The organism is Enterobacter sp. BNK-22, assembly GCF_048684805.1.
GTDB classification, from domain to species: Bacteria; Pseudomonadota; Gammaproteobacteria; order Enterobacterales; family Enterobacteriaceae; genus Enterobacter; species Enterobacter quasiroggenkampii.
The window spans coordinates 651,142-664,550 of the sequence record NZ_JBLQTT010000001.1 but is presented as its reverse complement, the minus strand read 5'-3'; the positions used below and the strand labels follow the sequence as shown (position 1 = coordinate 664,550).

11 protein-coding genes are annotated in these 13,409 nt (G+C 57.7%); 1 reads left to right on the top strand and 10 read right to left on the bottom strand.

Annotated elements, in window-relative coordinates; translation table 11 throughout:
* Positions 1-11: 11 nt before the first annotated feature.
* The 6 genes from tar to ACMGGE_RS03000 form a co-directional block, all read right to left on the bottom strand.
* Positions 12-1,679, bottom strand: a complete 1,668-nt coding sequence (gene tar / locus ACMGGE_RS03025; protein ID WP_248221792.1) for a methyl-accepting chemotaxis protein II — start codon at positions 1,677-1,679, stop codon at positions 12-14.
* 84 nt (positions 1,680-1,763) lie between these two features.
* Complete coding sequence (locus ACMGGE_RS03020; protein ID WP_420293340.1) at positions 1,764-2,726, bottom strand: spore coat U domain-containing protein; 963 nt, start codon at positions 2,724-2,726, stop codon at positions 1,764-1,766.
* On the bottom strand, positions 2,723-5,107 hold the full coding sequence (locus tag ACMGGE_RS03015) for a fimbria/pilus outer membrane usher protein (RefSeq protein ID WP_420293339.1): 2,385 nt from the start codon (positions 5,105-5,107) through the stop codon (positions 2,723-2,725). Before ACMGGE_RS03015 ends, ACMGGE_RS03020 begins: the two co-directional genes overlap by 4 nt.
* A complete protein-coding gene (locus ACMGGE_RS03010) occupies positions 5,083-5,841 on the bottom strand; it encodes a molecular chaperone (protein WP_420293338.1) in 759 nt (252 codons plus the stop codon). Before ACMGGE_RS03010 ends, ACMGGE_RS03015 begins: the two co-directional genes overlap by 25 nt.
* Positions 5,842-5,857: 16 nt before the next feature.
* Complete coding sequence (locus ACMGGE_RS03005) at positions 5,858-6,406, bottom strand: spore coat U domain-containing protein (RefSeq protein ID WP_420293337.1); 549 nt, start codon at positions 6,404-6,406, stop codon at positions 5,858-5,860.
* 12 nt (positions 6,407-6,418) lie between these two features.
* Positions 6,419-6,991, bottom strand: a complete 573-nt coding sequence (locus tag ACMGGE_RS03000) for a spore coat U domain-containing protein (RefSeq protein ID WP_008500422.1) — start codon at positions 6,989-6,991, stop codon at positions 6,419-6,421.
* Positions 6,992-7,421: 430 nt separating this feature from the next.
* Between ACMGGE_RS03000 and ACMGGE_RS02995 the strand changes: the two genes are divergently transcribed.
* Positions 7,422-8,687, top strand: a complete 1,266-nt coding sequence (locus ACMGGE_RS02995; RefSeq protein WP_039266615.1) for a dicarboxylate/amino acid:cation symporter — start codon at positions 7,422-7,424, stop codon at positions 8,685-8,687.
* A 283-nt stretch (positions 8,688-8,970) separates the two neighbouring features.
* Here the strand turns inward: ACMGGE_RS02995 and cheW are convergent, their stop codons facing one another.
* From cheW to motA, 4 genes are read right to left on the bottom strand one after another with little or no spacing between them, the layout of a single operon-like run.
* Positions 8,971-9,474, bottom strand: coding sequence for a chemotaxis protein CheW (gene cheW / locus ACMGGE_RS02990; protein ID WP_008500420.1), 504 nt, complete (start codon positions 9,472-9,474; stop codon positions 8,971-8,973).
* Between the two features lie 19 nt (positions 9,475-9,493).
* Positions 9,494-11,530, bottom strand: coding sequence for a chemotaxis protein CheA (gene cheA / locus ACMGGE_RS02985; RefSeq protein WP_420293336.1), 2,037 nt, complete (start codon positions 11,528-11,530; stop codon positions 9,494-9,496).
* A gap of 4 nt (positions 11,531-11,534) precedes the next feature.
* Positions 11,535-12,464: a flagellar motor protein MotB gene (gene motB / locus ACMGGE_RS02980; protein WP_032658606.1), complete on the bottom strand. Its 930-nt coding sequence runs from the start codon at positions 12,462-12,464 to the stop codon at positions 11,535-11,537.
* The gene (gene motA, locus ACMGGE_RS02975) at positions 12,461-13,348 is read right to left on the bottom strand and encodes a flagellar motor stator protein MotA (protein WP_008500417.1); all 888 of its coding nucleotides are present in this window, start codon (positions 13,346-13,348) and stop codon (positions 12,461-12,463) included. The genes motB and motA overlap by 4 nt, the downstream gene beginning before the upstream one ends.
* Positions 13,349-13,409 lie beyond the last annotated feature (61 nt).

Genomic DNA, 13,409 nt, shown 5'->3' with positions numbered 1-13,409 from the left:
TTAATTGTCAGTCAAAATGTTTCCCAGTTTTCATCTTGTCCGGTCGTCGCGGTACGCGTACGGTTTGCAGCCGGTTCAGCGGCTGGCGCGCGGTACGTCGCCTGCGGGGTGACCGTGTTTCCAGCGAGTGAAGCGAGACGAAACGCCGAGACAGCCATCTTCAGACGGCTTGCCTGGTCTTCCAGCGCAGCGGCCGCCGCAGCGGACTCCTGCACCAGCGCGGCGTTTTGCTGTGTCACGCGATCCATTTCCGATACCGCCAGAGCAACCTGGTCGATACCACGACTCTGCTCATCAGACGCAGAGGCGATTTCCCCCATGATGTCCGTCACGCGGGTGACAGCATTCACGATGTCATTCATGGTCTCCCCGGCGCTTTCCACCAGCACGGAGCCGGTATCCACGCGGGAGACGGAATCTTCAATCAGCGACTTGATCTCTTTTGCCGCGTTGGCGCTGCGGCTGGCCAGGTTGCGCACTTCCCCGGCCACCACGGCAAACCCGCGTCCCTGCTCGCCCGCACGCGCCGCTTCCACGGCGGCGTTCAGCGCCAGAATGTTGGTCTGGAAGGCAATGCCGTCGATGACGCTGATGATGTCGGCGATTTTCTTCGAGCTCTCGGCGATGTCGTGCATGGTTTTCACCACACCATCCACCACGCGGCCGCCACGCTGTGCCGTCTCGGAGGCGCTTTCCGCCAGCTGAGACGCCTGGCGGGCGTTATCGGCGTTCTGCTTCACGGTCGCGGTGAGCTGCTCCATGCTGGCCGCCGTCTCTTCCAGGGCGGACGCCTGCTGTTCGGTGCGCGAAGAGAGGTCGTTATTGCCCATCGCAATTTCGCTGGTGCCGGTATAGATGGCATCCGTGCCGCTACGCACGTTGGCGACGGTATCGATAAGCGAACGCTGCATATGGTCAACGCTGGTTGCCAGCTCGGTGATCTCATTGCGCCCGGACACGGTCAGCGTTTTGGTCAGGTCACCGCCGGCAATGTCACGAATGTGGGCAATGACGCGACCGAGAGGGTTCAGCAGGATATGGCGAATGCCGTACCAGACCGCAATCAGCACAATGACCAGCGCCAGCGCCAACACCGCCATCTGCCATTTCGCAAAGCGGTAGTCATTCTGGCTTTCAGCAAACGCGGAGTGATACAGATCGCCACTGACCTTCGCGTACTCCCCCAGTGCCGCGCCGAGGGCGTTTTGCATCCCCTGCGTCGGCTGCGCGAAATAGGCGTCCATGTTGCCGCTCTCAAGGAACTGAATCAGCTCTGCCAGACCGGCATGGTAGGCGTTGTATTTTTCGTCAATGTTCTGGCTCACCTGCTCCATCGCAGGCTGCGGGGTAATCTTTTTGAAGGCGTCGTAATGTTTTGCGGCGTCAGCGAGGGTGGCACGGGCATTTTTCAACAGATCGGTTTTCGCGCTGCTCTGCTGATTGTTGGGATCCATCATCATGCGCGCGGACGAACGGCTCAGGTTGATACGCGTTTGCAGCATCAGATCCCACGTTGAGGTGAGCTCACTCTGCTGCAGGCGGAGATCGTTTGAGGCCGCAAAGCTGTCCTGGTTCTGTTTTAATGACGAGAAAAAAAGCCCGCCGGAGATGAGCTGAAGAAGTGCGAAAATGACCAGCACCATCATGAGCATTGTGACAACGCGGATACGGTTCAACATACAACACCTTCTCATAGATTTATTAACGGTGTTATCGGCACAGCCAACAGGAACTTTACATTTGCGAAAGGGAAAAGCGCGGGGTTAGAAAGCCACGTCGACAATCAACGTATCGGTGTAGGTTCCGGCGGGTGGCGTGGCCTGATTGGTCAGCACTTTCGCGGTGTAGTTGTAGGTACGCAGGAGACCGTCGGTACTGACCTGCGACGACGTCGCGCTGGTCCAGCGTTCGCTGCCGCTGCCGCCCCAGCGGTTACCCGTGGCTTCTTTATAGATGTCATAACTCAGGTAGTTACTGCCGCTTACCATCCGGCGCACGTTATTCAGCGCGTTAGCACCGTTGTTAATACCGATGGTATACGTACTGCCTTTGGTACAGGTGACGGCAATCGCCTGCGAGACGGTAGGGAAACTTTGCACCAGCGGCGCGCTGTTGAAGTTGACGTCCGGCGTGGTCATGGCGCTGCAGTCGTTGGTCACGGTCAGGTTAAGGAGGATGGTGGTCGTCGCCGTGCCCGTCTGATTGATTGTGCAAATACCGAGCGCGCCCACGGAGCAGACGCTGTAGTTAACGCTGAAGGTTAACTGCACCTGATACGGCCCGGCAGAAACGTTCTGTCCGGCGACGGTACGGAAATAGAGCGGGATGTTGTACTGCTTTGACCCCAGCAACCCCAGTAGCGTATTCCCGCTCCAGGTATACGATTTGCTTATCTGTACCTCGCTGCTGCTCGCGCAGCCCGCGAGTCCGCACAGCCGGGTGGGGATCACGTCCGTGATGGCCGCGTTGTCCGTGCGTTTCATGGTGGCCCGACTGCTGCCCGAGACCGATGCCGCGGTATAGGTCAGCGTCACCGAGTCGTTGGTCAACAGATTCAGTATGGCATCGCACGCCACCACCAGCGTGCCGGTGGTTTCCACCTCCCCGGTTCCGCTGAGCGCAAATGACGTGACGCTGCCAAACGAGGCGTTGACCGTACTGACGGTACACGCCGCCCAACTGCCGCCGGAAAACAGCAGCAGTATCAACAGCAGCAGGCGCTTCATGGTGCCTCCCGGCACACCAGCGGACCGTAGGTTTGCAGCTTGTGCTCCGGGTTGGCTCCCACGGTCAGGGTAGCCCTGCAGCGTTTTCCATCAGGCGCGATCACCTCCAGCGGGTTCACATCGCTAAGATTCTCCAGCCAGGCGATGCCGTCATACCCCACCACCGCATTGCTGCGCGAAGCGCGTCGGACCTGGCTTCCCACCGGCAGCGCCTGGCCGCGCGCATCGTGCAGAATGACGCTTGCCACCCGCTCCTGCTCCATTGGGAAATCAACCAGATAGCCGCTGTGACGCCGGATCGCGATCCGCCGCTCGGTCTCTTTCAGACGGGTATCCGCCGGCAGGTTCAGGGTATCAATGCGGTAGCTAGCCGGATAATACGCCGACACCCCGCTGACCAGCAGGTAACCGTTGTTATTCGTTTTACCGACGGGCTGATTCTCATAGCTGACGGGCACGTCCGGATGACCGTCGGTACTGATGACGACAAACGCATCGTTGATCTTATTCGCGGCAAACAGCTCGCCGTCCATCAGAACAATCGCGCCCATCGCCTCGCCCCACCAGGTCATCATGTCCCTTTCGCCGTAGCCGCCGCCCTGCAGTTCAATATTGTTATTACGCCAGCCCAGCGTGCCCTGTTGATAGTCACTGGATTTTGACTGGTTGGCCCAGGCCATGTTCCAGCTAAAGCCGCCGTCAGACGGCATGGCGTGGTTATAGTTGATGCGCTGGGTACTGCCGGCATCCGGGGTGTTTTCAACGGTGAACGCGGCGCTGTCGCGTGCCCCCAGCGGCACCTGCAGCGACAGCGCGACCGTCCAGTCTCCCCGCTGCTGGTCCCGGCTCCCGGCGAGGTAAATACTGCTCGCGCCCCACAAATTGCGGCTCCATGAGAGATTAAGCAGCTCGGTTTTTTGACTGTCAAAACTTTCCACGCCGATCCAGGCCGCGCCGATGTTGCCGTACTGCCCCAGATTGAAGGTAAGAGAATACTGGTCCGTATTGCGGCTGAAGCTGGCGATGGGTTTATTGTTCTCGTCATACACCGTCGGCTGGTCGTAAAGGGCCAGATTGCCAAAACCGCGGTCACGGCGCGTGTGCTGGGTGGCGACGCTGAACTCGCTGGTGCTGTACTGGTAACCCCAGTTGATTTGCCCGCCCGTATCCCCGCGCATGCGGCTCTGCGAGTAAGCGGTATTCACCACGCCAAACTGGCCGAGTTTTATCACCGTCCCTGCCCCGCCCAGCGCCAGCTCCTGCGCCCCTTCCGCATGCCCTTCCAGGGTCAGCCAGTCCGTCACCCCGTAGCGATACGAGCCGCTGCCTGCCGCGGAGCCGTAGTCAAAATTCCTGATACCGTAATTACGCCGCAGGCTGCCCAGCGTCACGGCGCCGTCGCTCAGCCCTTTTTTAAGCAAGTCGCTGGTGACGTAAAACGGCAGCGTGGTGCTGACCTGTCGCCCCAGCGCATCCGTCGTGACCAGCACCGCATCCCCGGCGCCGTTGATATAGGGCAGATTGGTCAGGGTGAAGGGGCCCGGCTGAAGCTGGGTTGAGCCGGAGCGATACCCGTTGATAAAAAGATCGACCGAGGTGGGTACCGCCGCTTCCCCGGCGAACTCGGGCAGCGGCCACGTCACCAGGTCAGGGCGCAGGGAGAAATCCCGCCCGACGCTGATCCCCCCCATCCGCACGCTGGAACTCCAGCTCAGGGCATCGCTGATCACGTCCCCGACGTTCCAGCTCATCGCGTCATCCTCATTGGTGAACAGCAGGGTCGTGTCATAGCGGACATACCCCTCCTGCTGACCCTCGTTGCCGGTGAAATTTTCCCGGGCATAGCCGGTGGAGGAAAACGAACCGTTCTCGTTAAAGTAGCGGAACTCATGCCAGAGGGACGCCTGTCCGCCGATATGCTCCGTGCGGTTGGTGTAAAGATCGTAATTGAGCAGCGCGCCGCGCCCGAAGTGCGGTTTGGCCTGCGTCGCTTGCGCGCTGAACGGCGTCACACGGGACGCGACCCAGTCGCGGGGAACGGTCAGCAGCAGGCGCTGCGCGGCGCTGTCGTACTCGACCCTCACCTGAGAAAGCGAAGAGAGATTCACCTCTCCGGCAGGAACATGCTCCGGTGGCAACCCCGCGCGCAGCAGGTCGGCGCTGGAGATAAAGAAAGCGCCTTTACGCTGCGTCACGGGCACGACCAGACCGGTGTCGTAGTGGTTAAGCACGAGGGCAAGCTGGAAGACCGCTTCATCATGTATCGCCTGTGCCTGGGGCGGCGGCGGCAGGCTGTCATCGCCGGGCTCAGCCCAGGTCGCGGAACTGACGCAAAGCAGTATCATCATCGCCGGCTTCAGTTGACGGGCGTCGACTGCCATTGTGCGTCCCTGGCATTAATCTGCGCGCTCATCCGCTCTGGCTGACGAACGCCCGCGGGTACCGGCCAGCTGCGGGTGCTACCGGGAAGTACGTAACCCAGCAATCCCTCCGCAACCGTGCGTTTCTGTCCTCCCTGCTCCAGCGCCACCTGGCTCAGCCTGACATGGACATCCCCCCGATTCCGGACCTCCAGTGCCGGCTGCCCATCCGTTCGCGTCACCCGCCAGCTCAGGTTTCGGGTCTCCACCAGGGCGTGATGCGCCCCCTCTTTAATGGTCGGGATCCCCTGACCATACACAAACAGCGGAATGGAGTAACGCATCTGCAATTTGAGGCCGATGGTGGGTTCTGCTTTGGCATCAGGCTGAGGAATTTCATCCACGATAATGCGGTAGGCTTGTTCAATGCCTGCGGGAACGGGAGCCTGCTTAATAAGGCGGATAAGCTGCTTGCTGCCTGTGCCAATCGTGACGATGGGCGGGCTGGCGACCACATCCTGCTGTGCGGTGTAGCGCTCGTGTCCGTCCTCCTGCTTCCAGCGCACAATGCGCACCTGCATCGTTGTGGCGCTGTTTCCCTGGTTCTGGATCCACAGTTCCGTGGCATTGGCGTCTGCCGCAAGCCACGGGTCAATCGGCCAGAGCAGAATGGTGGCTGCCGCCTGCGCCTGACCGGTTGCCACAGCCATTCCCAACACGCCCGCCAGACAAACAGGTCTGAAAACTGGCTTCATCAACACTCTCCCTTTATTACCATGACAAGGTCACGGTGAGCTGATCGGAATACGTTCCTGCCGGGCTAAATCCGGTCAGTAGCGCCACGCCAAAAAGCGGCAGCGCGATGTTATTGCTGTTGCTATAGGTCACCGGTATCGCCTGGTTGACGCCAATTTCGCTGTTCGCGGCCAGCGAGCTGCTGCTGTAAAGCCGGTATCCCACCATGTCGGCACCGTTCGAGCGTTTCATGCGGCGAACGGTTGAATAATTCTGGCCTCCATTAATGCTCATGCTCAGCGCCACGCCTGGCGTGCAGGCGATAGATAAGGCCCCGTTTGGCACAAAACTGGTGCTGACCGGTGCGCTCTCGACGCCGTTGTGGGTGCCAAAATCCAGCGTCCCGAGAAGCCCTCCGCTGCCGGTGGTCACCACACATCCCGGGACGATGGTCGCGCTGACTTTAAAGGACTGTGATGTCACCGCATTCGCCGCAGGCGTCATCAACAATCCGACGATCAGCGCGAATAAAGGCTGCACGTGTCCCTCTGCGCATATGCGCAGACCTGTGAGAGTTGCCTTCATGGCGGTGCAGGACTAATAGGTGACGCTGACGTTAATCGTGTCTGTGTAGGTTCCGGGTACGACCGTCACGCTGTTACCGCCGCCGGTAATACGTCCGTAGAGGGTGTAACTGTCCACCCCTCCTGCCGTAGAGGCGATCGGCAACGCGGTGTTATTGGCAATCACGCTGTTAAACCCGCTATCACTGTACAGGCTGTACGCCACGCCCTGTGCCGCGTTGGCGGTGTTAACCAGATAGCGGGCAGGTGTTCCTGGGGTGCCAACAACGGTACCGGGAGCGGTGGAGTTGGTGTTGCCGGTGATCGCCACCGTATAGCTGGCGGTCGTACATTGAATGGTGAAGGTGTTTCCGCCGCTGGCGCCGGTGAGCTGGGTGGTCAGAGTGGAAAACGTTGCGGGATGGGTGCCGAAATCCAGTGTCCCGAAGTTAATGCCGTTTTGCGTGGGCGATCCATTTATCAGACAGCCGTTCGTGAGTGTCAGCGTCGCGCCGATGGTGCCGCTACTGGTCACGGCCAGCGCCTGATGGACCGTTGTCGCAGTCAGTAAGGTGCCTGCGCAGATCAAAAGGAGTTTTCTTTTCATTTACCACCCTCCAGAAGACGTCTCCGTTCCCTTGCCACATTTTATTTATTTCGTTCAAGATGTTAGCCCCGCTTAATGTTCCTCTGAGGGGGGTTATTGAGAATTTAGTTTACGGATATCGCTTCGACCACCTGCCCCTTAACGCATAAGCACTTTGTCTTATTGACTTCTTATTTCCTTAAATAACATGCAGTTAAAATCATTTTTTCCGCTTTTTTAATTTATTTTCTGAGAATATATCCATTAAAATGTGATGCAGATCACAATATATCGTCATGGCAATAACAACAAAATTAATAAAACTTAAAAAGGAGTTGTATCCCCCTACGCTTTGCGTCAATTTATGTGCCGAATAATTTCCCGCGTCGTAATAAAAAATTTATATGTATCGCCGCGGGCTACATCTGAAGCGCATAGAGGGTCTTTTTTCGTGGCAAGTGCAAACAAACTCACACTCTTCATCGTGATATTCATGCTGGCGGGTATTCTTTCAGGGGCAGCAATTCATGAATATGCATCTGCGGATGCCATCAAAGCCTGGTCGGATAATATTACCCTTCTGACCGATATTTTCCTCCGACTGATCAAAATGGTCATTGCCCCACTGGTGTTCAGTACGCTCACCGTCGGCATTATGAAGCTGGGTGAAACCTCTACCATTGGCCGCGTGGGCGGCAAAGCGATGGTATGGTTTATCAGCTCATCCGTGCTCTCTATTCTGGTCGGCCTGTTTATCGTCACGCTGGAGCATCCGGGAAGCGGGCTGAACCTGACCGTCCCGACTGAGGCGGTGGATACCGGTCTGGCCGTTGGGGGCATGACGCTGAAAGCGTTCCTGTCACACACCATTCCAACCAGCATCGCGGGGGCGATGTCGAACAATGAGATCCTGCAGATTGTGGTGTTCTCCATGTTCTTCGGCATTGGCGGCGCGTCGCTGGGGCAGAAATTCAATGCCCCACTGGTGGCTGCGCTGGACGTGGTTTCCCATATCATGCTGAAGGTCACGGGTTATGTGATGTACGTTGCGCCGCTGGCCATTTTCGCGGCAATCTCCTCCGTTATCGCCACGCAGGGTCTGGGCATTCTGTTGAACTATGCCTCCTTTATTGGCGGCTACTATGTTGCCATTCTTCTCACCTGCATGGTGCTGCTGGCCGTGGGTTACATGGTGCTGAAAAAAGAGGTGTTCCGCCTGGTCAGCATGCTGAAAGATCCAGTTCTGGTGGCGTTTACCACCAGCAGTTCTGAAGCGGCCTACCCTAAAACGCTGGAGCAGCTGGAGCGTTTTGGCTGCTCGCGCAACATCGCCTCTTTCGTGCTGCCGATTGGCTACTCCTTCAACCTGGTGGGGTCGATGGTGTACTGCTCTTTCGCCTCAATGTTTATCGCTCAGGCGTACAACATTCACCTGAGCTTCTCTGAAGTGACGGTGCTGATGCTGACTCTGATGCTGGCCTCAAAAGGGATTGCGGGCGTACCGCGCTCCTCGCTGGTGGTGCTGGCCGCGACGATCCCAAGCTTCAACATTCCGGTCGCCGGTATTTTGCTGCTGATGGGGATCGACCACTTCCTGGATATGGGCCGTTCCGCGATTAACGTGTTGGGGAATGGTATTGCGACCGCGATGCTGTCGCAGAATGAAGGTGCGCGGGAAGCGGACGCTGAAGCTGAGCTGGTAAAGCAGGAAGCGTAATGGCATGAAAAAGCCGGGTGGCGGCTTCGCCTTACCCGGCCTACAAATGGCTCGAACACGTAGGCCGGGTAAGCGTCAGCGGCACCCGGCTTTGTTTTAGGCTACGTGACTCGCAGCGATATCCAGCAGCGAAGACGGCCCCGAGCATTAACGTATGGGTGGCCACGAAAGCTGAGCAGGTGGAGCAGGATGTAAAAAAGCCGGGTGGCGGCTTCGCCTTACCCGGCCTACAAATGGCTCGAACACGTAGGCCGGGTAAGCGTCAGCGCCACCCGGCTTTGTTTTAGGCTACGTGACTCGCGGCGATATCCAGAAGCGCCATCTCATCGCTGTTCAGCAGCTTCTCAATGTTCACCAGAATCAGCATACGCTCGCCGAGCGCGCCCAGACCGGTCAGGTATTCGGTCGACAGCGTGACCGCAAACTCCGGCGCAGGACGAATCTGGTCAGAGGTCAGGGAAAGCACGTCAGACACGCCATCCACCACGATACCCACCACGCGCTGCCCCAGGTTCAGGACGATCACTACGGTGTTGTCGTTGTAATCAACGTCGCCCTGGCTGAACTTCACGCGCAGGTCCACGATGGGCACAATGACGCCACGCAGGTTGGTGACACCTTTAATAAACGCAGGCGTGTTAGCGATGCGGGTAACCTGGTCGTAACCACGGATTTCCTGCACTTTCAGGATATCGATGCCGTACTCTTCATCGCCTAAAGTGAATACCAGAAATTCCTGTCCTGATGGCTCGCCCGCCAGTTTCGTTACATTACTCATACCGGTCATGTTATTACCTTCTACTTAATCAGGCGGCTGTGTACGCCACACGTTGTTCACGATTTAATCCCTGAAGCGCCGACACGTCGACGATCAGCGCCACGCTACCATCACCCAGAATGGTGGCGGCAGAAATACCCGGCACTTTGCGGTAGTTGCTTTCGAGGTTCTTCACCACCACCTGGTGCTGGCCAATCAGCTGATCGACCAGCAGCGCATAGCGGCGGCCCGCGCTTTGCAGGATCACCACGATACCCTGCGTGGCCTCGGTCTTCGCCCCGTCCACTTCGAACACTTTCCACAGTTCCACCAGCGGCAGGTACTCACCGCGAACCTCGAGCACGCGCTCGCCGCCCGCCAGCGGATGCAGATCTTCCTCACGCGGCTGCAGGGATTCCATCACCGCGTTCAGCGGCAGGATAAAGACTTCGTCCGCCACCTTGACGGACATGCCGTCGAGGATCGCCAGCGTCAGCGGCAGCAGGATGCGAATGGTGGTGCCGGAACCCTGTTTAGACTGGATTTCAACGTGGCCGCCCATCTCCTGGATGTTACGTTTCACCACGTCCATGCCCACGCCGCGCCCGGAGACGTCGGTCACCTGCTCTGCGGTAGAGAAGCCCGGCGCGAAGATCAGCATGCCCACTTCTTCGTCGGTCATGTTTTCATTGACCGCCATCCCCTGCGAAATCGCTTTTGCCAGGATGCGCTCGCGGTTCAGACCGGCGCCGTCATCGGTCACTTCGATACAAATGTTCCCGCCCTGGTGCTCCGCAGAGAGAATCAGGTTGCCGACCGGCGATTTCCCGGCGGCAATGCGGTTTTCCGGCAGTTCGATACCGTGGTCGAGGCTGTTACGCACCAGGTGCGTTAACGGGTCAATGATGCGCTCGATCAGGCTCTTATCCAGTTCGGTTGAGCTGCCCATCAGGGTCAGTTCAATCTGCTTGTTCAGCTTGCTGGCAAGGTCGCGGACCAGACGCGGGAAGCGGCTGAAGACATATTCCATCGGCATCATACGGATGGACATGACCGATTCCTGCAGGTCGCGGGCGTTACGCTGCAGCTGGCCCATGCTGGTAATCAAATCCCCGTGGGTGACCGGGTCGAGTTCGTTTGAACGTTGCGCCAGCATCGACTGGGTGATCACCAGTTCGCCCACCAGGTTAATCAGCTGGTCAACCTTCTCAACGGCAACACGGATGCTGGTCGACTCGCTGGAGCGCGCGGCAGGTTTTTCACCACGGCCCGGTGCAGCAGCTTCTTTTGGCACCGCCTTCAGCGCCGGGGCCGCAGGGGCCACAGCCGGTGCGGCGGCCTGGGCGACAACAGCCACCTCTTCCGCAGCCGCAGGGGCGTCAACTGCGACAGTTTCGGTTTCGAAGGCGATTTGATCAGCTTCAATCACAAAGCACAGCACCGCCACGATATCGTCCTGACCAATACCGTCATCGAGCGTCGCGGCCAGGCTGTCTTTGCCTTTTACCACGTTGCTTAATTTCGCCAGGTTACCCAGCTCTTCTTCCAGCAGGTTAACTTCATTCTCTTTCAGGCGAGACAGCACAACGCGCAGCTTGCCTGCCGGTGCGTCAGCAAGGGCAGACGCCTGCGCGGCAACCGTGTCCACAACGCTCAGTTTTGCGGCAGGAACCACGGCTGCGGCAACCTCACCTTTTGCTTCCAGCGCGAGCTGGCGCAGCGCATTGCAGATGTATTCAAAGCTGGCGGCATCAGGCTCTGCCGAACTTTTATAGGCGTCGAGCTGTTCCTGCATAATATCTTTGGTTTCCAAAAACAGGTTGATAATGTCGGTATTGAGCTGCATCTCACCGCGTCGTGCTTCATCAAGCAGGTTTTCCATTAAATGGGTCGTTTCCTGCAGGATGGTAAATCCAAACGTTCCGGCTCCGCCTTTAATGGAATGCGCCGCACGGAAGATGGCATTGAGCTGCTCGGAATCCGGTGCTTCGGGCACCAAATCGAGCAAGTGTTGCTCCATATCGGCCAACAATTCGTCGGCTTCATCAAAGAATGTCTGGTAAAAATCGCTAATATCCATGCTCACGCTATCACCTCGGATTGGCTGGTGGCGATGTTGGAACGGCAGCCGAAGGAACGGCCCCAGGCTGTTTTAAATCGTCCAGTGACTCATTCTGACTTTCGGCGTTTTCATGCAGGATGGCCTGCTCCGCCTGCTGGTTCAGCACTAAAAGACTGATACGACGGTTGATGGCATCATCCGGCCCGCGGTCGGAAACGCGCATGGTTGCGGCCATGCCGACTACGCGCAGTACCTTGCCATCATCAAGCCCACCTACCACCAGCTCGCGACGCGAGGCGTTGGCACGATCGGCAGAAAGTTCCCAGTTGCTGTATCCCTTCTCCCCACTGGCGTACGGGAAATCGTCCGTGTGTCCTGACAGGCTGATTCGGTTAGGAATGCCGTTCAGCACCGGTGCAATGGCGCGGAGAATATCGCGCATGTACGGTTCAACTTCCGCACTCCCGGTTTTAAACATCGGGCGGTTCTGGCTGTCGATAATCTGGATACGCAGCCCTTCCTGCACCAGATCAATCTTCAGATGCGGTCGCAGCGCGCGCAGCTTCGGATCCGCTTCAATCAGCTGGTCGAGATCGCCACGCAGTTTCTTCAGGCGCGCCTGTTCCATCTTTCTCTTCAGCTCGTCGATGTTCGGCTCTTTTTTCACCTCACCCTTCTGCTGGGTGTAATCATCGCCGCCGCCCGGGATCGGGCTTTCGCTGTTAGAGATACGCGGTCCGCCAGCCACCGCCGTTGCCAGCGGCGTGCGGAAATACTCGGCAATCTGGATCAGTTCTTTTGGGCTGGAGATGGAGATCAGCCACATCACCAGAAAGAACGCCATCATTGCGGTCATAAAATCGGCGTACGCGATTTTCCACGAGCCGTGCGCGCCATGCCCACCGCCCTTGTGCTTGCGTTTTTTTACGATGACGATCGGATGGGACTGGTTTTTCATGCGTCCTCAGTTGTCGTCTGTTGGTTTGGGTTTTTCACCGCACGCACGTGTTCTTCAAGCTCGATAAACGACGGACGCTCGCTGGAGTAAAGCGTTTTACGGCCAAACTCAACCGCGATCGGTGGCGCATAACCGTTGAGGTTAGAGAGCAGCGTGATCTTCACGCACTGCATCATTTTGGTGGTTTCCGCGCTCTTCTGGCGCAGTACGCTGGCCAGCGGAGAGATAAAGCCATACGCCAGCAAAATACCGAGGAAGGTTCCCACCATCGCATGGGCAATCAGCGCACCGAGCTCCGCTGCCGGACGGTCTGCTGAGGCCAGCGCGTGAACCACCCCCATGACCGCGGCAACGATACCGAATGCCGGAAGCGAGTCGCCGACCAGCGCCAGGCTGTTGGCCGGTACTTCAGATTCGCTTTCATGGGTTTCAATTTCTTCATCCATCAGCGCTTCGATTTCGAAGGTATTCATGTTGCCGCTGATGATCAGTCGCAGATAGTCGACGATGAAATCCAGCATCATGGCATCAGCAAGAATGCGCGGATAGCTGGCAAAAATTTCGCTCTCTTTCGGGTTTTCAATATCCCGCTCGAGCGAGAACATGCCCTGCTGACGCGACTTCGCCATCAGGCGATAGAGCAGTGCCAGCAGATCCATATACATGCTTTTGGTGTATTTCGAGCGACGGAACAGCAATGGAATTGCTTTCAGCGTGCCCTTGATCGATTTACCGTTGTTACCAACGATAAAAGCCCCTACCCCTGCGCCGCCGATGATAATAAGTTCAGCCGGTTGATAGAGTGCTCCAAGGTGCCCGCCGGTCATCATGTAACCGCCGAAAACTGTACCGAGAACTACCAGGTAACCTAATAAGATAAGCACGACATCATCCTTCCGCTAGTGACTATGGCAAGGACGTCCAGCTCGCAGCGTTGACCGTTTA

What these genes read in the sequence shown, in the direction of transcription:
- tar (WP_248221792.1), bottom strand. Translation starts at nt 1,679, where the DNA reads ATGTTGAACCGTATCCGCGTTGTCACAATGCTCATGATGGTGCTGGTC.
- ACMGGE_RS03020 (WP_420293340.1), bottom strand. Translation starts at nt 2,726, where the DNA reads ATGAAGCGCCTGCTGCTGTTGATACTGCTGCTGTTTTCCGGCGGCAGT.
- ACMGGE_RS03015 (WP_420293339.1), bottom strand. Translation starts at nt 5,107, where the DNA reads ATGGCAGTCGACGCCCGTCAACTGAAGCCGGCGATGATGATACTGCTT.
- ACMGGE_RS03010 (WP_420293338.1), bottom strand. Translation starts at nt 5,841, where the DNA reads ATGAAGCCAGTTTTCAGACCTGTTTGTCTGGCGGGCGTGTTGGGAATG.
- ACMGGE_RS03005 (WP_420293337.1), bottom strand. Translation starts at nt 6,406, where the DNA reads ATGAAGGCAACTCTCACAGGTCTGCGCATATGCGCAGAGGGACACGTG.
- ACMGGE_RS03000 (WP_008500422.1), bottom strand. Translation starts at nt 6,991, where the DNA reads ATGAAAAGAAAACTCCTTTTGATCTGCGCAGGCACCTTACTGACTGCG.
- cheW (WP_008500420.1), bottom strand. Translation starts at nt 9,474, where the DNA reads ATGACCGGTATGAGTAATGTAACGAAACTGGCGGGCGAGCCATCAGGA.
- motB (WP_032658606.1), bottom strand. Translation starts at nt 12,464, where the DNA reads ATGAAAAACCAGTCCCATCCGATCGTCATCGTAAAAAAACGCAAGCAC.